Annotated in this window: 19 protein-coding genes; 10 read left to right on the forward strand and 9 right to left on the reverse strand. The window is 41.1% G+C overall.

Annotated elements, in window-relative coordinates:
• Positions 1–57: 57 nt before the first annotated feature.
• From LCD34_RS09645 to LCD34_RS09675, 7 genes are all read right to left on the reverse strand, one after another.
• Entirely contained in the window at positions 58–891 is an 834-nt protein-coding gene (locus LCD34_RS09645) for a MurR/RpiR family transcriptional regulator (protein ID WP_034646848.1), read from the reverse strand.
• 116 nt (positions 892–1,007) lie between these two features.
• Positions 1,008–1,943 (reverse strand): nucleoside hydrolase, encoded by a 936-nt coding sequence (locus LCD34_RS09650; RefSeq protein ID WP_224558847.1) that lies wholly within the window; start codon positions 1,941–1,943, stop codon positions 1,008–1,010.
• A 93-nt stretch (positions 1,944–2,036) separates the two neighbouring features.
• Positions 2,037–2,519: a DUF1433 domain-containing protein gene (locus LCD34_RS09655; RefSeq protein ID WP_025208255.1), complete on the reverse strand. Its 483-nt coding sequence runs from the start codon at positions 2,517–2,519 to the stop codon at positions 2,037–2,039.
• Positions 2,520–2,563: 44 nt separating this feature from the next.
• A complete protein-coding gene (locus tag LCD34_RS09660; protein WP_024720433.1) occupies positions 2,564–3,043 on the reverse strand; it encodes a DUF1433 domain-containing protein in 480 nt (159 codons plus the stop codon).
• 81 nt (positions 3,044–3,124) lie between these two features.
• Positions 3,125–3,610 (reverse strand): DUF1433 domain-containing protein, encoded by a 486-nt coding sequence (locus LCD34_RS09665; protein WP_224558848.1) that lies wholly within the window; start codon positions 3,608–3,610, stop codon positions 3,125–3,127.
• A 63-nt stretch (positions 3,611–3,673) separates the two neighbouring features.
• Positions 3,674–4,153, reverse strand: a complete 480-nt coding sequence (locus tag LCD34_RS09670; RefSeq protein WP_024720435.1) for a hypothetical protein — start codon at positions 4,151–4,153, stop codon at positions 3,674–3,676.
• Between the two features lie 83 nt (positions 4,154–4,236).
• Complete coding sequence (locus LCD34_RS09675; RefSeq protein ID WP_024720436.1) at positions 4,237–4,743, reverse strand: DUF1433 domain-containing protein; 507 nt, start codon at positions 4,741–4,743, stop codon at positions 4,237–4,239.
• A gap of 130 nt (positions 4,744–4,873) precedes the next feature.
• Here LCD34_RS09675 and LCD34_RS09680 point away from each other — a divergent pair, with 130 nt between their 5' ends.
• From LCD34_RS09680 to LCD34_RS09690, 3 genes are all read left to right on the forward strand, one after another.
• The gene (locus tag LCD34_RS09680) at positions 4,874–6,358 is read left to right on the forward strand and encodes a lipase family protein (protein WP_263490689.1); all 1,485 of its coding nucleotides are present in this window, start codon (positions 4,874–4,876) and stop codon (positions 6,356–6,358) included.
• Positions 6,359–6,370: 12 nt separating this feature from the next.
• Positions 6,371–6,781: a hypothetical protein gene (locus LCD34_RS09685; protein WP_224558850.1), complete on the forward strand. Its 411-nt coding sequence runs from the start codon at positions 6,371–6,373 to the stop codon at positions 6,779–6,781.
• An 82-nt stretch (positions 6,782–6,863) separates the two neighbouring features.
• The gene (locus tag LCD34_RS09690; protein ID WP_041092640.1) at positions 6,864–8,540 is read left to right on the forward strand and encodes a hypothetical protein; all 1,677 of its coding nucleotides are present in this window, start codon (positions 6,864–6,866) and stop codon (positions 8,538–8,540) included.
• Positions 8,541–8,556: 16 nt separating this feature from the next.
• Here the strand turns inward: LCD34_RS09690 and LCD34_RS09695 are convergent, their stop codons facing one another.
• Complete coding sequence (locus LCD34_RS09695) at positions 8,557–9,456, reverse strand: LysR family transcriptional regulator (RefSeq protein ID WP_017359912.1); 900 nt, start codon at positions 9,454–9,456, stop codon at positions 8,557–8,559.
• A gap of 172 nt (positions 9,457–9,628) precedes the next feature.
• Between LCD34_RS09695 and LCD34_RS09700 the strand changes: the two genes are divergently transcribed.
• The 7 genes from LCD34_RS09700 (at position 9,629) to LCD34_RS09730 (ending at position 19,223) form a co-directional block, all read left to right on the forward strand.
• Positions 9,629–10,624 (forward strand): LacI family DNA-binding transcriptional regulator, encoded by a 996-nt coding sequence (locus LCD34_RS09700; protein ID WP_007497269.1) that lies wholly within the window; start codon positions 9,629–9,631, stop codon positions 10,622–10,624.
• Positions 10,625–10,796: 172 nt separating this feature from the next.
• On the forward strand, positions 10,797–12,062 hold the full coding sequence (locus tag LCD34_RS09705; RefSeq protein WP_008347347.1) for an extracellular solute-binding protein: 1,266 nt from the start codon (positions 10,797–10,799) through the stop codon (positions 12,060–12,062).
• A 145-nt stretch (positions 12,063–12,207) separates the two neighbouring features.
• Positions 12,208–13,446: a carbohydrate ABC transporter permease gene (locus LCD34_RS09710; RefSeq protein WP_007497272.1), complete on the forward strand. Its 1,239-nt coding sequence runs from the start codon at positions 12,208–12,210 to the stop codon at positions 13,444–13,446.
• A gap of 1 nt (position 13,447) precedes the next feature.
• On the forward strand, positions 13,448–14,290 hold the full coding sequence (locus LCD34_RS09715) for a sugar ABC transporter permease (RefSeq protein ID WP_007497274.1): 843 nt from the start codon (positions 13,448–13,450) through the stop codon (positions 14,288–14,290).
• An 11-nt stretch (positions 14,291–14,301) separates the two neighbouring features.
• Positions 14,302–15,510 carry an arabinogalactan endo-beta-1,4-galactanase gene (locus tag LCD34_RS09720; protein ID WP_025208263.1) on the forward strand — a complete coding sequence of 403 codons (1,209 nt, stop codon included), beginning with the start codon at positions 14,302–14,304 and terminating at the stop codon, positions 15,508–15,510.
• 23 nt (positions 15,511–15,533) lie between these two features.
• Positions 15,534–17,600 carry a beta-galactosidase gene (locus LCD34_RS09725; RefSeq protein WP_224558851.1) on the forward strand — a complete coding sequence of 689 codons (2,067 nt, stop codon included), beginning with the start codon at positions 15,534–15,536 and terminating at the stop codon, positions 17,598–17,600.
• Positions 17,601–17,894: 294 nt separating this feature from the next.
• The gene (locus LCD34_RS09730; protein WP_046344821.1) at positions 17,895–19,223 is read left to right on the forward strand and encodes a CitMHS family transporter; all 1,329 of its coding nucleotides are present in this window, start codon (positions 17,895–17,897) and stop codon (positions 19,221–19,223) included.
• Positions 19,224–19,267: 44 nt separating this feature from the next.
• On the opposite strand, the gene LCD34_RS09735 is transcribed toward LCD34_RS09730, so the two are convergent.
• Entirely contained in the window at positions 19,268–19,696 is a 429-nt protein-coding gene (locus LCD34_RS09735) for a DUF4064 domain-containing protein (protein WP_007497283.1), read from the reverse strand.
• Positions 19,697–19,719: the final 23 nt, after the last annotated feature.

Genomic DNA, 19,719 nt, shown 5'->3' on the forward strand with positions numbered 1-19,719 from the left:
TAGAATCGTTACCACAACAGCATTTTTCACTAATAGAAAAATTTATTTTTGAAACCATTACACTCTTTTTTGAGAAATGGTTTCTCTCATTTGCTTTAAGTTTGTTAATGTTTCCTGCTGCCTTAAATGTGCAAGCGCAAAATATAGCACATCAATCACAGTAAGCTGGGCAAGCCTAGCAGACATCGCTTCTGTTCGGAAAGCCGTTTCTTGCGTTGATGTATACAGCGTGACATCTGCAAGCTGACTCAATGGAGAACGCTGATAGCTTGTAATGCCAATAGTTTTCGCTCCTTTTTCCTTAGCTGTTTTCATCGCATCCAGTAAATCCTTATTTCGACCAGAATGAGATATACCAAGCACTGTGCTCTTTTGATCAAGCAGACCTGCCGACATCGCTTGAAAGTGAGAATCTGTATGAACAATACAGTTGATGCCTGTTCTCATAAATTTGTGAAAAGCATCTGTGGCGATGAGGCCAGACCCACCGCTGCCATAAAACTCTAAGCGCTCTGCTTCATGGATTAATTGTACGGCTTTTTCTACATCTTCTGGATTCAACAATTGAAAACTATCCTTTAATGCAGTGATGTTCGCCTGAAATACCTTTTGCATAAAAACGGCAGTATCATCGTCAAGACTCATCTCCTCATCTACATAATCAGGCTTCGTTTGGTCTATTTCCTGGGCAATAGCAATCTTCAAATCTTGATACCCCTCAAATCCAAGCCTTTTACAAAGACGAAAAATCGTTGCCTCTGAGCTCGCTGTCTTTTTGGCAAGCTCGACAATCGACAAATGGATGATGTCGCGGGGCTCACTCGTAATGTGCTCAGCAATTGCTTTCAGTTTTGGCGGCAATCCTCTGCTTGCTGCCCTTATCTTATCCATACTACTTAAACTGACAGAAGCCAATTGACTTCACTCCTTCCTCATTCATGTGAGCGCATACATTTCCTCATGTTCCCATCTTATAAAAAAGAAGCCTGTTTGCACAGACTTCTTTTTTAAGAATTCAAGACTTTGATCATTAAATCAAAAAACCCTTCAGCATCTACATCCATACACACTTGAAGATTACGATCTTTTCCCCATTGATGCTGAAAATCACATATCATTTGACCATCGCAGAACTCACTCTTCGTCTCCACTTCTACATGAAAAGGCTGTGTATTCACAAGTTGTTTATCAATTGCAAGACTTACAGCAAGCGGATCATGCATGGCACATGCCCACACCCCATTCCGCTCAAAATAGCGCTGGTGGTAAATGCTTGTGCTCTCTCTGATATAAATGGCTAACGTTTCATTTTGAATGGCATCAATTCTCTCATCCGTTAACAAGACCTGTCTTGTGACATCAAGCCCTACTTGAGTCAATGAAGGGAAACCAGCCTCCAGCACCAATTTCGCCGCTTCTGGATCTGCATATGTATTAAATTCCGCAACCGGTGTGACATTTCCCTGTCCCTGCACGACACCCCCCATAAAAATGACTTCTTTCACATGATGAATCAGCTCAGGGCATTTTTTTACCGCAAGGGCTAAATTCGTTAACGGCCCTGTCAACACGAGCGTAACCTGCTTCGAATACTTCAGCACTTGGTCAATGATAAAATCAGGCGCAAAACCTTCATCCGCGGTCTTCTTAGGCCGGGCGTCCTTTAAAGCGCCGCCAATTCCATCCTCCCCATGCACCCGATGTTCATAATGAGGGGCTCTCAAAAGAGGCGTCGCTGCACCTTTGATGACAGGGATTTCCTCTGCCTCAACCAGCTCAAGCACTTTACACGTATTCAACGTAGCCGCTTCAACAGACACATTCCCGCACACCGTTGTGATCCCCAACATATCAAATCGCTTACTTTTCACTGCAAGCAAAATACCAATCGCATCATCAATTCCAGTGTCTACATCCAAGATCAATTTCTTTTTATTTGCCATGTTTGAAAGCTCTCCCTTGTTTGTAAGTGTTGTTAGGGGAATGATAGCATATTTTGAAATTGATTTAGGGAATCAATCGGCTTTGTCGACTTGTTATTTCACTTTTTCTCCAATGTCTTTCAAATATTGTTCGCGTTCTTTTTTAGATAAACTATTTAAATAGTCTTCTTTCACTTGAGGATCAAAATCATCCCAGTTCTCAAAACGATCTCCTAGTTCTCCTGAATAACTCATTGAACCGATTTCTTTTGTTCTATACTTTAATGAAGCGGAGAACTCGTACTTTTCTGGCTCATCATTTATATATCCTCTAATTACGATGTAGCCCATAGGATTAATAGTTACCCTCTTCTTAAACGTTATGGTCTTAATAAAGTGATGGATGTCTTCTTTGCGTAAACATTCTTCTATTTTAGGCTTCATTTTTTCTGCAAGCTCTTCTGCTTTTTCTTGATCGCTCTTTTCTTTTACCACATCATTTGGTTTACTTTGCTTATTGTGCTGAGTGATTAACGAAGTCACTGAGACAATGATGATAACGACCAAAACAGATACAAGTTTTATTGTGTTTTTCATGTCTACCGTTGCCACCTTCTTAATAATGAAAAATTAACTTTTTGTTATTTATCCCCAATATCCTTGAGGTACTGTTCACGTTCTTTTTCAGAGAGTCGTTTAAGATAGTTTTCCTTTATTTCAGGCTCATCTTTATATTTATCCCAGTCTTTAAAGCGATATGATAAATCAGGAGAATGACTCATCGAACCTATTTCATTAGATTTGTATATTAATGATGCAGAAAAATGATATTTTTCTGCATCGTTATTTATATATCCATCAACTGTGACATAACCCATAGGGCTTATAGATACATTTTTTTTAAATGTGATGCTTTTAATAAAATTGTGAATATCTTTTTCATGTAAATATTCTTCAATTTTTGGTTTCATCTTTTCTGCGAATTCTTCGGCCTTTTCTTGATCGCTTTTCTCTTGCACTACTTCATCTGAAAAACTCTGATGAATGTACTCTACAACAAACACAGTTACGGAGATGACGGCGACCACAATTATGATAGAAAATTTCATGATATTTTTCATAAAAAGCAAAACTCCTTGATGAACTTTAATCAGCTGACTATTGAATTTGACAAAATAAAAACAGGTAGGCTAGTACCTGTTTTACTCTTTTTCTCCAATGTCTCTCAGATACTGTTCACGTTCCTCCTTAGTAAAACTTTTAAGGTAATTTTCTTTCACTTCCGGCTCATCTTTATATTCTTCCCAATCTATAAAGCGGTCTGATAAATCAGGGTCATAACTCATTGAACCGATTTTTTTAGCTCTATATTGTAAAGAAGCTGAGAAATCGTACTTTTCCGGTTCATCATTTACATAACCATCAATCGTAATATCTCCCATTGGGTTAATGGTCACATCTTTTTCAAACGTGATGGTTTTGATAAAGTTATGAATATCTCTTTTGTGTAAGTGCTCTTCAATCTTGGGTTTCATCTTCTCTGCAAGTTCTTCCGCTTTTGCTTGATCACTCTTTTCCTTGACCGCATTATTAGATTGAATATGCTTGTTGATCTCAACGATTAACGAAGTCACTGCGACAAGGATGACTACAAACAATACAGATAAAAGCTTTATTGTGTTTTTCATGTCTACCGTTGCCACCTTCTTAATAATGAACAATAAAAAACAGGTAGGTGATTACCTGTTTTATTATTTTTCTCCAATATCTTTAAGATACTGTTCACGTTCTTTTTCGGAGAGTCTTTTAAGATAGTTTTCCTTTAGTTCAGGTTCATCTTTGAATTTATCCCAGTCTTTAAATCGATAAGATAATTCAGGAGAAAAAGTCATGGTACCTACTTCCTTAGATCGATATTCTAATGATGCAGAGAAATCATACTTTTCTGGGCTACCATTAATATGCCCTCTAATTATTATATAACCCATTGGATTAACGTTTACTCTTTTATCAAACGTAATGGTTTTAATAAAGTTGTGAATATCTATTTTATGTAAACGTTCTTCTACTTTCGGTTTCATTTCTTCTGCGAATTCTTCTGCTTGTTCTAAATCGTTCTTCTCTTTCACTACTTCATCAGAAAAACTCTGATGAATGAACTCTACAATGAACACAGTTATTGAGATGACGGTAACCACAATGATGATAGAAAATTTCAATGTATTTCTCATGAAAAGCAAAAACTCCTTAATATACTTTTAATCAGTCTACCAATGAAATTGACAAAATAAAAACAGGGAGACAAGTCCCTGTTTTACTCTTTTTCTCCAATGTCTTTGAGATATTGCTCTCTTTCTTTTTCAGAGAGTCGTTTAAGATAGTTTTCCTTTAATTCTGGTTCATCTTTAAATTTATCCCAATCTTTAAAACGATATGACAACTCAGGATCATAACTCATTGAACCTATTTTTTTAGCTCTATATTGTAAAGAAGCTGAAAATCCGTACTTCTCCGGTTCATTATTTATATAGCCATCGATTATAATATCCCCCATAGGATTGATGGTCACATCTTTTTCAAACGTTATGGTTTTAATAAATTTATGAATATCTCTTTTGTGCAAGTGCTCTTCAACCTTAGGTTTCATCTTCTCTGCAAAATCTTCTGCTATTTCTTGATCACTCTTTTCTCTTTCTTCCACGATATTTTTTCCTCCTGCATCGTTTGTTTCTTTTTTCTTATCAAAGTTTAGAATAATTAACATCACCGAGATAACTACGACGAGAACTAGAACACATATAATTTTAATTGTGTTTTTCATTTATACAATATCCACCTTTTATTGATATAATACTTGCTCTTTTTTGTATAATAAGCCATGTATTTATAATAGATATTTATACCAACCTATAATATAATTAACATAGATAAATATAACAGGAGTGTTATTATTGCCCATTAAATCAAATCAATTTAAGCTTACTGACGAAGATTATAAAGAAATATCATCAAAATCTTATGCAATTAAAAACTATAAGCACTCTCAAGAGATAGAAATTAGTAATGGTCAAATAATGTATGTTGTTGACCACCAAGAAACAAAAAAAGGTCTTAACTCACTAACCCTTGTATCAGAAGAAGATTTTGAGCGCTCCGATGGAGGAAAAGACCTCACCAAAATCAAAAACGCCGTCATCGCCTACCGCGGGTCAGAACCGATTGGCGCAGGCCAATATAAAGATACCATTAAAAAACATGGAAAAAAAGAGTCAGATGATCTTCTTTCTACCATTTTGACAATGCTGCCTCCTTTTAGCCAGTCAGAGACGTCAAAGAAAGTGACGACGAAGATGACGACAGGGACAACGACCTATACAAATGAGATTGTACAAGATTGGTTGATTTCAGATACGAAGTATTTGATTAAAAATATCCCTTTTGAACACGGCGCAGAGAATCAAATGGTGCAAGCGGACCGGTATGCGAAAGAGATCCATAAGAAAATGCCGAATGCGAAGATGTATGTGACAGGGCATTCACTTGGCGGGTCAAATGCTTCTTATGTTCTTGTCAAAAATGATTTTATTAAAGGCGGGGTCACCTTTGAGAATCCGAATATTTACCCAAATCTATCGGATGGTCTGCAAGCCAAAGCATTAAAAGGTGATTACCGCAATAGATTAACAGAATATATCAATCTCAATGACGGGCTATCTCTCTTAAATCGTCATACGACAGAAATCGGTCGTGTGAAAGTGATGTATGATGCCGCTTTACCTGAAGGCGTCGATTACACTGAGGACTCCTCAAAAGCCGTCCAATTTATGAAAAATCTCCTCAATCGGGCAATGAGTGTGAATCCTTCACTTGATGCGAATTTATTTCTTGAAGCCCTCGCCGGCAGCCATGGCTTAGACCGGTATTCCTTTTCGTCAGATGGCTCCGTTCAAACCATTGATGATATGTTGAGAAAAAACCCTTCTCTCACTGCCGCCATGTTACATCAATTGAGCCAATCAAATGTTCACCCGCAAAGTGTGGTAGCGATTTTAATCAAGTCGCATGTTCTTATGAACACAGGTCGTGCATTCTCCACATATGCCGAGCACCATATGCAGCAAATCATTCGTAAAATTGAGAAACTCGATGACAAAGTGGATCAATCGGTGGAACGCGTTCGTTCAAGATACAAACAAATTGTCGGTTTTGGTTCGTATGACCAGCTGACGGCTTCAGATGTGGATGCTGTCATTCGCCACTTAAAAACAGAGGGTCTTGAAAATGAGTTCTATTCGGTCAAAAAGTATGATGCAGCGATTGATCATGCGATGGATATGAAAAGGTGGATGGACTCAATATCAGATGATATGAGCCAGCTAGGAAAACAATACCACGATGCAGATACAACCCTTGCCAAGAATATGGGGATTTCTTAAGGAGTACGACAAATGGAATTTTCAAAGAAACAACCAACAGACGCAGATCGTTTTTTGCAGAGAGTCACAGATACGCATACATCTAGCTCCATCTTCTCTCAAGCAAACTTTAACACGGAAGACATGACACCAGCAGAGCTAGCTGCTTTGAAGGCAAAGATCAAAGAAGAACAGAAAACAGCGCTGATTAGAGCCATCCGGCATCAACTTCAAAATGAATTTGCAGAGGATCGCCAAGAAGCCAAAAAAATAGTAGATCTGATTGATGACCTTCTGATTAACGTGTACAAACATCAAAGGAACATCCAAACCCATATGTCAGGTGAAGCCATTGACGCCTTAATCGAAAAAATCGAAAAAAGACTCACATTTTTTGAGCTGAAAGAAGATGTTCAATCCACCATCGACTCGATCGGCATTTAAATGAACCTTCTATCCGGTGAATCTTTTCCCTGTCTCACTCGTATATACTAAAAGAGTGATTGATTTGAAAGGAGATCTGTTTGTGGGATATATGTTGTTATTTTCGGTTGTGATCGGTCTTGTCTTGACCCTTTTGCTCACACCACTCAGGTTGATCGTTAGAAAGAAAGGGACCGAACAACAGGTGCCCCTTATGTGGATTGCAGGACTTGCCCTGCTGTTCATCATCGGGATTTTCGGCTTCTACTACATCACCAATTTAGACCGCAACCCATCATCACTGTGGCTCATTGGACTTGTTGTGACAGCAGCAGGTGCCTTTTTATCAGTGGGATTGGAGCGGAAGATCAAGGGCGTTTTATTTCTCATATTATTGTTGCTCGGTGTTTATATGGCAACCGCTTTTCTATTCAATGCAAATGAGAAATTCGACGTGTCTAAGATGGATCAAAAAGTCGAAATCAAAGCGTTTGATGAGACAGAAACACCTGCGAGTGTACCACCGCAATTTGCTCGCAATAAGATGAAGAAATCGTTCGGACAGGTGCCAAACACGAGCTACTACGAGCTTGGCAGCTTGCAAATTCAGAAGGTCAATGGTGAGTATGTGTATATCGCACCCGTCGAGTTCTCCGATTTCTTTAAATGGATTCGTTCTGGTAGCACACCAGGTTACTTTACATTAAGTGCGACCGACTCATCTGCCAATCCAAAGTTTGTGAAAACCGAGATGGTCTATACGCCTTCTTCCTATTTCAATAAGGAAATTGAGCGGCATATCCGTCTTCAGTATCCAGATTTGATTTTCTATGGAGATACGCAGCTCGAGATCAATGATGATGGCAAGCCTTATTACATCCAAACATTTGGAGATTTCATCTCTGCACGAAACGGGTTTAAAGCTTCAGGTGTGGTTGTTGTGGATGCCAAAACGGGTGAAACGAAGAAATATTCCTTAGACAAAGTACCAGCCTTTATTGATGGCGCTGTTTCGCCAGAGGCCGTCAGTCTGCAAAATAGTTACTTCGGCAACTATGTTCATGGTTTCTGGAACAGTATGTTTGGAAAATCAGATGTGAAACTGCCTTCAGACGAGGGAACGGAAGCCAATGTAAGTCCAGTGTTTGATTCAAAAGGGGATATGTATTACTTCACAGATTTCACCAGTCCAAAAGAGGGCGTTGATTCCATGCTCGGGTATGCACTGACAAATGCCCGAACAGGAAAAGCCACGTATTATACGGGTAATCTTGAAGAATCCTACATGGATTCACAGGGAGCTTTGCAAATTATTGAGAAACGATTTATCGAGAAGAAATGGAAGGGCCGCATGCCGATTCTTTATAATTTCTACGGGGAAGCCAGCTGGCTTACACCTGTTCTTGATTCAAACGGGTTCCTGCAAAACTACTTTATTGTTTCGGCAGCCAATCCTGAGATCGCCGCATACGCTTCTACACCAAACGAAGCACTAAGAGCCTATAAAACAGCTCTTCAAAAAGGCGGCGGTACCGTCAATAGTTCATCAAAGCAAGAAAAGAAAGAGTCAACAGGCAAAGTGAAGAGGGTGTATAAGGAAAAGACCGGTGATTATACAACCGTCACCTTCTTACTAGACGATGGGAAAAACTACACCATGTCATCTGAAAAAGAGCCTCTTATTATTTATTTAAAAGAAGGCGATCAAGTCACCATGAAGTACACAGATACAGGTGAGATTTTCCTACCAGTCGATGAAATCAACATCAAAGGATTATAAAAAAAAGACGTTTCTCCTACTGCGGAGAAGCGTCTTTTCTCTCTTTTCTCAACAACTCAACAAGCAATTCCTTATTCTTATTCCCACCTGTCATCGGGGATTCGACATAGGAAAATGTCCGTTTAAAGTCCATTCCCCTCACAGAAATGACAGCCAATTCTCCGCCAATGCTGCCCCGCTGGAGCACATATTTAGATAAAACAGACAGCCCCATTCCATGAATGACAGCTTCTTTAATCGCTTGATTGCTGCTAAATGTCACAAAGGTCCGCGCTTTCAGTCCATTTGATTTCAGGACGTGCTGTAAGTATTCTCCTGTTCCAGATCCTTCTTCTCTTGTGATCCATGTTTCATTTTGCAATTGATCAATGGTGACATCCTTTTTCTTTGCAAACGGATGGTCTAATGGGGCAACGATATACAGTTCATCCTCTAGGAACGTTTCTACAGAGAGTTCTTTGTCATTGGTTTGTCCTTCAATCAGTCCGATGTCGACATGGAACAACCGAACATGTCTAGCGATCGCCTCTGTATTATCAATGACTACCTCAATATCAACATGCGGATAAAGCTGATGAAATTGTGCCAAAATTTGCGGCAGCACATACTCCCCAATGGTAAAACTCGCTCCAATCGTGAGCTTCCCTCGTGCCAGATGATGATGCTCATAAATATCCTGCTTCGCCTGTTCATATAAACGAATGATTTGTTTTGATCGATGGTACAGCATATCCCCAGTTGGCGTCACCGTTAATTGCTTTGGCGAACGATTGAGCAGAACCGTCTGAAATTCCTGCTCCAAATTCTTAATGTGAAGACTGACACTCGGTTGAGAAATCCGTAGCTTCTGAGCTGCTTTTGTAAAGTTTTTCTCTTCTACCACTGTCACAAATGTCTTCAGTGCATCATAATACATCTGTCCCTCTCCTATCAGAAATCTTAATCCTACATCTTCAATACATATATCTTACTAATTCCTTTCGAGATCGTAAAGAACAGTCTAAACGCAATCAATTTAATAAAAATATTTACTAATTTTTTTAAAGACTCTATACTGAAAGGAGATATTTTCTATAGGAGGTGCTGACTTGGCAGCTAAAATAAAGGACATTGCGGAAAAAGCCGGATTATCCATCGCCACCGTGTCTCGCGTACTGAACCAAGATCCCAACCTATCGGTTACGGATCAAACACGTGAGAGAGTATACGCGGCAGCAGAAGCTTTGTCCTATCAAAAAAAGACATTCAAACATTCACTAAAAAAAATTGCCTTTCTCTATTGGATGACCGAAAAAGAAGAGCTTGAAGATATTTATTTTAAATCCATTCGTCTAGGCATCGAGGAACTCACCAATACCCGAAGCTTAAATGTTACCGCTTACAACCCATCTGATGGTCTTCATTCTATTGATCCTTCTACAGAAGGCATCATCGCCATCGGTCGATTTAAAAAAACTGAGCTGGATCAATTATATGCGATCACAAAACATATCGTCTTTATTGATACATCACCAGATGAAGACCGCTTTGATTCTGTAAAACCAAACCTGAAACGAATTGTAGAAAAGATTATTGATTCTTTTATCGAAAAACAGCACACATCCATCGGATTTATTGGCGGGACAGATCTTGATCTCAATACAAATAGACGTATTCCAGATATTCGTGAAACGACCTTCCGCCAGTACATGACAGCACACAACAAACTGGATGAACAATTGGTCTATATCGGTCACCACTTCTCTGTAGATGAAGGCTATTCATTGATGATGAAGGCGATCGACGAGCTCGGCGATCACCTGCCAACCGCTTTTTGTGTCGCAAGTGATCCTCTTGCGATAGGCTGTTTACAAGCATTAAATGAACGCGGTTTTTCTTTACCAAATCGAGTGAGTGTCTTTAGTATCAACGATATTCACGTCTCTCAATATGTGTCACCACCGCTCACAACTTATCACATCCATACCTCTTTACTTTGCGAGACAGCTGTCGATTTACTTTTAGAAAGACTGGTTGATGGCAGAACATTACCAAAAACCGTGCTGATTGCCTCAGATCCTGTCTTTCGTAAAAGCACGATATAAACAGCTGGAAGCCCTGCCATATATGGCGGGCTTCTTTTCTCTTTATTTCAGTAAAAAATTTTACTTAATAAATTTAATAAAATGTGTTTACTTTTTTTACTCAAGTTGATATTCTCACATTAAGAAAGCGTTTTCTTATCATCTGTGAAAAAAGAACGAGAGGGGATTACGAATGAAAAAGGGAAAATGGGCGACATTATCGGCAGTCGTTGGTACTGCTGTGCTGCTACTGTCAGCATGCGGACCAGGAGATGACAATTCAAGCGGTACACAGCCGGCATCTACAGGTACAAAGACCTTGCTAGTGTGGGAGGATGTCAAAAAGTCTGATGGGATTCAAGACGCCGTCAAAGAATTTGAAAAACAAAACGACGTGAAAGTCAAAGTAGTCGAAAAAGCATATGCCGACCAAATTGAAGCGCTTCGTCTTGATGGCGCAGCCGGCACTGGTCCAGATGTCATCACCATGCCTCACGACCAAATTGGATCAGCTGTCACAGAGGGATTGTTACAAGAAATCAAACCAGATCAAAAAGTGATCAATTCCTTCACAGACGAATCGATTCAATCACAAACGGTAGATGGTAAGCTGTATGGCCTGCCAAAATCCGTTGAAACCACTGTGCTTTTCTATAACAAAGACCTTGTGAAAAAGGCACCAACGACACTCGATGGCTGGTATGACCTTTCGAAAAAGCTGACAAAGGACGGGAAATACGGTTTTGTTGCGAAGTGGGATGAAATTTATTACGCACAAAGTGTATTAGGCGGTTCAGGCGGCTATATTTTCAAACAGAAAAACGATGGGTCTTATGACGTCAATGATATTGGTCTTAATAACGATGGTGCCATTGAAGGCGGAAAATACATTCAGACATTCTTTAGCGAAGGACTTTTCCCGAAAGGCATCATTGGTGAGCAAGGAATCAATGTCCTCAATTCCTTATTCACTGAGAAAAAGGCAGCGGCTGTGATTTCTGGTCCATGGTCATTTGGTCCTTATAAAGAAGCGGGTATCGACTATGGCGTGACGGAACTGCCAACACTCCCTAACGGAAAACATATGAGCTCGTTCTTAGGTGTAAAGAGCTACAACGTCTCCTCTTATTCTAAAAATAAAGAACTTGCCGAGAAATTTGTTGAGTTTATCACGAACGAAAAAAATTCGAAAAAGCGCTTTGAAGTCACAGAGGAAATTCCACCAGTGAAAAAGCTGATGAAAGACCCAGTCATTACTGAAAACGCAAATGCGGATGCTGTTTCAAAGCAAACGAAATATGCCACGCTGACACCGAACAATCCAGAAATGGCAGAGGTGTGGAAGCCGATTGACAGTGCATTAGGACTGATTGCGACTGGCCGTACCGATGTGAAAAAAGCATTTGATGATGCGGTCAAACAAATCGACTCGCAAATTAAAGCGAATCACTCCAAATAAACATCAAGCGCAGGTAGCTGTTCATCTATCATGCTGCCTGCACTTGATCTAATTTCATATGAAGTAGGTGTTAGACGTGACGGGTAACCTTGAACTAGACCGCACACACATAGTGGAATCAAAGACACACCGGAGACGGGCGCTAATGTTCTCTCTTATACCCGGGATGGGGCAAATATACAACAAACAGTATGGCAAAGGGGCACTCTTTTTCCTGTTTGGCGTTTCTTTTCTAGTAGTGTTTTATGATTTATTCAATATTGGCTTCTGGGGGCTGTTCACACTTGGTACGATGCTGCCTCGTGACAACTCTGTTTTCCTTTTAGCAAAAGGAATTATTGCACTTTTAACAGCTGGATTTGGCATCGGTTTTTATGTACTCATGATACGAGATGCATTTATGAACGGAAAGAAACGTGATCAAGGGGTTCCGCTTCATTCCATCCGTGCTCAATACCATCAGCTCATCGACCAAGGCTTTCCTTATTTAATGAGCACTCCTGCTTTCTTTTTACTTCTATTCTCTGTTGTCTTTCCTATTATGTTCAGCTTTGCGCTGGCCTTTACAAACTATGATTTATACCACTCGCCTCCTGCCAATCTCATTGATTGGGTAGGCATCAAAAACTTTCAAAATATCTTTTCAATCGATATTTGGAGAGACACATTCATTGATGTACTAGGCTGGACGGTCGTATGGACGTTGGCTGCATCGACCCTTCAATGTGCTGTCGGCATTTTCCTAGCGGTTCTGCTCAATCAAAAAGATTTAAAAGGAAAACGGTTTTTCAGAACGATTTTGATTCTGCCGTGGGCTGTTCCAGGATTTGTGACCATTTTGGTGTTTGCTGGATTGTTTAACGACACGTTTGGTGCGATTAACAATACCCTTTTTGCATCGATTGGAATTGATCCAAAACCATGGCTGACAGATCCATTTTGGAGCAAAATCGCTCTTATTGCGATGCAGACTTGGCTTGGTTTTCCTTTTGTGTTCATTATGACAACTGGCGTTTTGCAGGCCATTCCTGAAGATTTATACGAGGCTGCAACCATTGATGGGGCAAATTTCTTTCAGAAATTCCGTTCCATTACATTACCGCTTGTCCTCTATTCAATTGCACCTATATTAATCACGCAATATACGTTTAACTTTAACAACTTTAATATCATCTACTTATTTAATGGCGGAGGACCGCCTGTGGCTGGCTCAACTGCTGGGGGAACGGACATCTTGGTTTCTTGGATTTACAAACTGACGATGCAGTCTTCTCAATATGCACTCGCTGCCGCTGTTACGATCTTACTGTCAATCTTCGTCATTGCCATTGCACTTTGGCAGTTTAAGAGAACGAATTCATTCAAAGAGGAGGACATGATGTGATATGGGATCAAAACAAAATAAGCTCATTCGTCTGAGTATCACTTATTTCATCCTTTTCATCGCCTCCGTATGTATTCTATATCCACTCCTTTGGACGATCGGCGCTTCCTTTAATCCTGGGAATAGCCTGATGAGCACAAGCATGTTTCCGAAGAATCCAACGTTCAGCCACTTTACAGAACTCTTCTTCGGTCAGGGAGCACTTTATGCAAAATGGTATTGGAACTCAATGAAAATCAGTATTGCGACTATGCTCTTAACGTTGATCCTTGTCAGCTTTACAGGTTATGCCTTTTCTAGGTTCCGATTCAAAGGACGGAAAAATGGGCTGATGCTCTTTTTGCTGCTACAAATGATTCCTCAATTTTCAGCGCTGATTGCCATTTTTGTATTGGCACAAATGCTTGGACTCATTAACAGCCACCTCGCATTGATTTTGATTTATGCAGGGGGACAAATTCCGATGAATACGTATTTAATGAAAGGCTATCTTGATGCGATTCCAAAGGATCTCGATGAATCAGCCAGAATGGATGGCGCAGGGCATTTCAGGATTTTCATCCAAATTATTATGCCGCTTGCCAAGCCGATTTTAGCCGTTGTTGCCATCAACTCATTTACAGGACCACTGGGTGATTTCATCATATCCAGTGTCATTGTCCGCTCACCCGAAATGTATACGCTCCCAATTGGTCTATACAATCTTGTATCAGACAAAATGGGTGCCAGCTACACGACCTTTGCAGCCGGGGCTTTACTCATTGCGATTCCAGTTGCTTTATTGTTTCTTGTTTTACAAAAACAATTTGTATCCGGCCTCACACAAGGCGGGACAAAAGGATAAGGGGAGATTTGATGAAGAAATGGTTGCTTGTCACTGTTGTCGTTTTCTTTCTGATGGGGTTAGGTATTCTGCCTGAAGCAAAGGCTGATACGATTTCGGTGAAACCGATCAATGGATTGCAAGGTGATTTCATCAAAGGAGCCGATATCTCCATGCTCGCAGAAGTGGAGCGAAGCGGCGGCAAATACTACAACCAAAACTGGCAGCAGGTTGATCCGCTCAAGCTATTAAAAGAGAAAGGTGTCAACTATGTGCGCATCAGACTCTGGAACCATCCATACGACAACCAAGGCCGTGCCTATAACGGCGGGACTAACGATTTAAATACCGCCATTGCTCTATCGAAACGTGCAAAAGCACAAAACATGAAAGTGCTGCTTGATTTTCACTACAGTGATTTCTGGACCGATCCCGGTAAACAGTTCAAACCGAAAGCTTGGACCAATCTCTCCCAAAGCGATTTAGAAAAAGCGGTTGGCACTTACACAAACGATGTGCTCAAAGCGATGAAAGCACAAAACGCCCTGCCAAATATGGTACAGGTCGGGAATGAATTGAATTCAGGTATGCTTTGGCCCAACGGAAAGAGCTGGGGTGAAGGCGGCGGTGAATTTGACCGGCTCGCTGCTTTGCTAAAAGCGGGAACAAATGCTGTCCGCTCTGTCGATTCAAACATCAAAGTCATGCTTCATCTTGCACATGGAGGGGACAATGGTGCATCTCGCTGGTGGTTTGATGAAATCACCAAACGAGGCGTTTCGTTCGATACGATCGGTTTATCTTACTACCCGTATTGGGACGGGGGATTTAGCGGTCTTACTAACAACATGAATGATATTAGCGCCCGCTATAACAAAGATGTCATCGTGGTAGAAACCGCCTACGGCTTTACAACAGCAAATGGTGACAATCTCGATAACTCATTTAACCAAGATTCAGTCAATACGGCCGGTTATCCAGCATCACCACAGGGGCAGGCATCTTTTATACGAGATCTATCAGAAAAAATTTCACAAGTGAAAAACAATCGCGGTAAAGGGTTCTTTTATTGGGAGCCGCTTTGGATTCCAGCAAAAGGTGCTCCGTGGTCTAGTCAATACGGGCTCGCTTATATTCAAACAACCGGCACAGTCGGGAATGCTTGGGAAAATCAGGCCATGTTCGATTTCAACGGAAAAGCCCTGCCTTCTCTTGATGTATTTAAACAAATGACACCGTAATTAAACAGATAGGACGTGACAAAATGGGAAAGCGTTACCCACTCGTTCACCCAAATGTGAAAGGCTTTTTGCATGGTGGCGACTATAATCCTGATCAATGGCTTCATATGCCGGAGATCATTGACGAAGATTTTCGATTAATGAAGCTTGCACACTGTCAAACATTCTCTATCAACATTTTCGCTTGGAGCAAGCTCGAGCCAAAAGAAGGGGAATATGATTTTGCCTGGCTGGATGATATCATGGACCGCTTGGCAGCGCAGGGAGCTCACGCCATTCTCGCCACGCCAAGCGGAGCAAGACCTGCTTGGCTCTCGCAAACATATCCAGAAGTCTTACGCGTTGAAGCAAACCGCCAGCGCAACTTACACGGACTTCGCCATAATCATTGCTTCACCTCACCGGTTTATCGAGAAAAAACGAATACACTCAATCGTTTGCTTGCTGAACGCTACAAGGACCATCCAGCGCTGATTATGTGGCACATTTCAAATGAATACGGCGGTGAATGTCATTGTGATCTTTGCCAAGAAGCATTTAGAGACTATTTGAAAGACAAATACAACCATGACCTTGAAGCTTTGAATCAAGCATGGTGGACGGGATTTTGGAGCCACACCTTTACCGATTGGTCACAAATCGAGTCACCTGCACCGCACGGGGAGCACATGATTCATGGCATGAACCTAGACTGGAAGCGTTTTGTTACAGCGCAAACGATCAATTTTTATCAAAATGAAATTGAACCGCTACGAGAATTAACACCTCATGTACCAGTAACCACCAATTTTATGGGCGACTATCCGCATATGCGTCCATTCCTTGGACTGGATTATCATCAATTTGCAAAAGAAGTCGACGTGATCTCATGGGATAGCTATCCAGCATGGCATAGCGGCAGAGAAACCACTGCAGAATTAGCGTCAAACGTCGCCTTCGTTCACGATTTGTATCGTTCATTAAAGGGCGGTCAGCCGTTTCTTGTGATGGAAAGCACACCAAGCCTCGTGAACTGGCATGAAGTGAATAAGGTGAAGCATAAAGGAATGGCACACCTCTCTGCCATGCAAGCGATTGCCCACGGGTCCGACTCCGTCCTTTATTTCCAGTGGAGACAAGGCCGAGGCGCCTCTGAAAAATTCCACGGCGCTGTTGTGGATCATTCAGGACATGAACACACGCGTGTGTTTCAAGAAGTCGCTGATTTAGGAAAACAGCTGGAGCAGCTTCAGCCGATTGCAGGTACATCCGTTCAACCAGAAGTAGCCATCATATATGATTGGGAAAACCATTGGGCAATTGATGATGCGCAAGGCTTAAATAATACCAACAAACGCTATGTAGAGGCTTGCCAAACTCACTATCGCAGTTTCTGGAAAAAGGGCATCCCTGTTGATATTGTCGGGATGGAAAAGGATTTCTCATCCTATCGAGTGCTTGTGGGGCCAATGCTCTACATGATCAAACCAGGCGTGGCAGAAAAAATCGAAGCATTTGTCAAAGAGGGCGGCATTTTTGTGGCAACATACTGGAGCGGCATGGTCGATGAAAACGACCTCTGTTTCCTCGGTGGTTTCCCTGGCCCTCTCCGCCAAGTACTTGGTGTTTGGGCGGAAGAGATCAACACATTAATGCCAGATGAACACGTCTTAATGACCACAGGAAATGGACGCACTTATCATGTCGGGCAATATTGCGAATCCATTCACCCAGAATCAGCCTCTGTGTTAGGGCATTTTGAGAATGGCTGCTATGAAGGACAGCCCGCCCTTACTGTTCGTCCATTTGGCAAAGGGAAAGCATACTATATGGCTTCTGAAAATGAACAAGCGTTTTATGATGATTTTTACGAAGATCTCATCACAGGAATAGGCATCCAACCGATCCTATCCTCTTCGATTCCAGAGGGCGTCAGTGTCCAGAAACGAACAGATGGATCGCAGGACTTTGTGTTTATGATGAATTTTACAGAACAGCAACAGAACATTTCACTAGATTCAGCGGAAAGCTATGAAAATATGCTGACTGGACAGCATACATCTCAACGGTTACAACTGAATCCTTACGAATATGTTATTTTGAAAAAATAGTGTGAAAGAAGCGTCCATCCACAGGACGCTTTTTACTTTCAAGTGAATCTAAATACCTATAAAACATCTCCAGGCAGTAGATTATCAATAGAAGTATTATTTTTTATCTAAATTTTTTGACATATTGAACACCGCACCATGATTGGCCCCACCATCCTTTTTTACCATTGTATAGGTATGAAAGCGGTTGCCTAATACTCATATTTTTGATACTCTTTTTTTCAATGCAAATGTGGGATTGCATTGGTAAAAAAACAAACAAATGTAAACGGTTTATTGTAGGGGGAGGGGCTTATGTTAACGTTTGTTGGATTGTTGATTATTTTAACGATTGTTGTTTTGCTGATTTGGGGGAAAGCAAGTCCAATTGTCGCCATGGTCATGGTGCCTTTAATAGGGGCACTCATCGCAGGATTTGGTATCAATGACATTCAAACTTTCTTTGAACAAGGGATTATCAAAGTTTTGCCAGTGGCGACCATGTTTATCTTCGCCATTTTATTTTTTGGCATTTTACAAGATACAGGGTTCTTTGAACCTGTAATTAAAGCGTTAATCAAGCTGACAAAAGGGAATGTTGTCACAGTTGCGATGGGAACTGCCTTGATTGGGGTCATCGCACACTTAGACGGAGCAGGCGCTACAACCTTTTTATTAACTGTACCTGCACTGCTTCCGCTTTATAAAAAATTACATATGAGTCCTTATTTATTGCTATTGTTAATCGGAACGAGTGCTGGATTAACAAATATGATTCCATGGGCTGGCCCCACAGGACGGGCAGCTAGTGTCCTAAATATGGACCCATCTGAACTGTGGGTACCGCTTATTCCCATTCAGCTGATCGGGGTCGTGCTCGTATTAGGAATGGCATTCATTTTAGGAAAAAGAGAAGAAAAACGAATTCGGGTGAAAATCGCGGCAAATGAAGTAGCTGCTGTCCAATTAGAAGGCGCCGATTGGGATCGTGCTATTCAATCGATCAGCGAAACAGGCGATGCGTCTTTAAAGCGTTATCACTTAATGTGGGTCAACCTCATTCTATTTTTAGCTGTTGTTGTCCTTCTCGTGCTAAACGTGATTCCTGCTAGTTATATGTTTATGATTGGTCTTTCACTAGCACTTCTGATTAACTTTCCAAATGTAAATGTACAAATGGAGCGAATTAAGGCGCATGCTCCAAGTGCACTAATGATGGCAGCTGTAATTTTCTCCGCAGGTTCTTTTTTAGGAATTCTTGAAGGAACGGGCATGCTGAAGGCGATTGCAGTGGACAGTATTCACATTTTGCCAGCTTTCTTACTGCCATTTTTACATATCATTGTAGGGATATTTGGGGTTCCGCTTGATATGCTGACAAGTACGGATGCTTATTATTATGCACTTCTGCCGATTGTCGAATCGATTACATCAGAGGTTGGTGTGTCAGGGACATCTGCAGCATACGCCATGATGATTGGAAATATCATCGGCACCTTTGTCAGCCCCCTTGCACCTGCTGTATGGCTCGCCATCGGTCTTGCAGGGGTCGATATGGGGAAACATATCCGCTACTCCTTCTTTTGGATGTGGGGATTCAGTATCGTTTTACTCATCATCGCCAAACTGATTGGCATCATATAAAAAAGAAAGACATGCGCAAACCAGCGCATGTCTTTTTCTTTGAATTATGAAGGATATTCACTCGTGTGAATGTCTGTTTTCGGTTTTCTAATTAGTGACATCAATCCAACGATCAGCAACAAGATCATCGGAACGAAAGCAAGACCAACAGTTCCAATTAAAAGAGTCACAGCCGAAACCAAGAAAAGAATACCAGAAAGCACGGCACGGCGGTCTGTTTTCAAAACAATCACACCAACAAGGGCTAAGACAGCCGCAATTGCGGAAACAACCATAAACTGAACGCCAAAGGCATGAACCGATGCCTCGAGTGTTTCAACTGGCAAGGCGCTGCCTTCCTCTTGTAAAATTTCATTCATTTCTTCATAAAATGCTGGGTCCACAGAGAGCATCAATGCCCCAAAACCAACACCAATTACGTTGAGGACAATACTGATAATCCCCATAATTTTTTCACCTTTACGCTTAATCATTGATAGAAACCTCCTAAAAAGTT

The organism is Bacillus sp. RAR_M1_44 (genome assembly GCF_020165935.1).
Lineage (GTDB): Bacteria > Bacillota > Bacilli > Bacillales > Bacillaceae > Bacillus > Bacillus altitudinis.

What these genes read in the sequence shown, in the direction of transcription:
- LCD34_RS09645 (WP_034646848.1), bottom strand. Translation starts at nt 891, where the DNA reads ATGGATAAGATAAGGGCAGCAAGCAGAGGATTGCCGCCAAAACTGAAA.
- LCD34_RS09650 (WP_224558847.1), bottom strand. Translation starts at nt 1,943, where the DNA reads ATGGCAAATAAAAAGAAATTGATCTTGGATGTAGACACTGGAATTGAT.
- LCD34_RS09655 (WP_025208255.1), bottom strand. Translation starts at nt 2,519, where the DNA reads ATGAAAAACACAATAAAACTTGTATCTGTTTTGGTCGTTATCATCATT.
- LCD34_RS09660 (WP_024720433.1), bottom strand. Translation starts at nt 3,043, where the DNA reads ATGAAAAATATCATGAAATTTTCTATCATAATTGTGGTCGCCGTCATC.
- LCD34_RS09665 (WP_224558848.1), bottom strand. Translation starts at nt 3,610, where the DNA reads ATGAAAAACACAATAAAGCTTTTATCTGTATTGTTTGTAGTCATCCTT.
- LCD34_RS09670 (WP_024720435.1), bottom strand. Translation starts at nt 4,153, where the DNA reads ATGAGAAATACATTGAAATTTTCTATCATCATTGTGGTTACCGTCATC.
- LCD34_RS09675 (WP_024720436.1), bottom strand. Translation starts at nt 4,743, where the DNA reads ATGAAAAACACAATTAAAATTATATGTGTTCTAGTTCTCGTCGTAGTT.
- LCD34_RS09685 (WP_224558850.1), top strand. Translation starts at nt 6,371, where the DNA reads ATGGAATTTTCAAAGAAACAACCAACAGACGCAGATCGTTTTTTGCAG.
- LCD34_RS09695 (WP_017359912.1), bottom strand. Translation starts at nt 9,456, where the DNA reads ATGTATTATGATGCACTGAAGACATTTGTGACAGTGGTAGAAGAGAAA.
- LCD34_RS09705 (WP_008347347.1), top strand. Translation starts at nt 10,797, where the DNA reads ATGAAAAAGGGAAAATGGGCGACATTATCGGCAGTCGTTGGTACTGCT.
- LCD34_RS09710 (WP_007497272.1), top strand. Translation starts at nt 12,208, where the DNA reads ATGTTCTCTCTTATACCCGGGATGGGGCAAATATACAACAAACAGTAT.
- LCD34_RS09715 (WP_007497274.1), top strand. Translation starts at nt 13,448, where the DNA reads ATGGGATCAAAACAAAATAAGCTCATTCGTCTGAGTATCACTTATTTC.
- LCD34_RS09720 (WP_025208263.1), top strand. Translation starts at nt 14,302, where the DNA reads ATGAAGAAATGGTTGCTTGTCACTGTTGTCGTTTTCTTTCTGATGGGG.
- LCD34_RS09725 (WP_224558851.1), top strand. Translation starts at nt 15,534, where the DNA reads ATGGGAAAGCGTTACCCACTCGTTCACCCAAATGTGAAAGGCTTTTTG.
- LCD34_RS09730 (WP_046344821.1), top strand. Translation starts at nt 17,895, where the DNA reads ATGTTAACGTTTGTTGGATTGTTGATTATTTTAACGATTGTTGTTTTG.
- LCD34_RS09735 (WP_007497283.1), bottom strand. Translation starts at nt 19,696, where the DNA reads ATGATTAAGCGTAAAGGTGAAAAAATTATGGGGATTATCAGTATTGTC.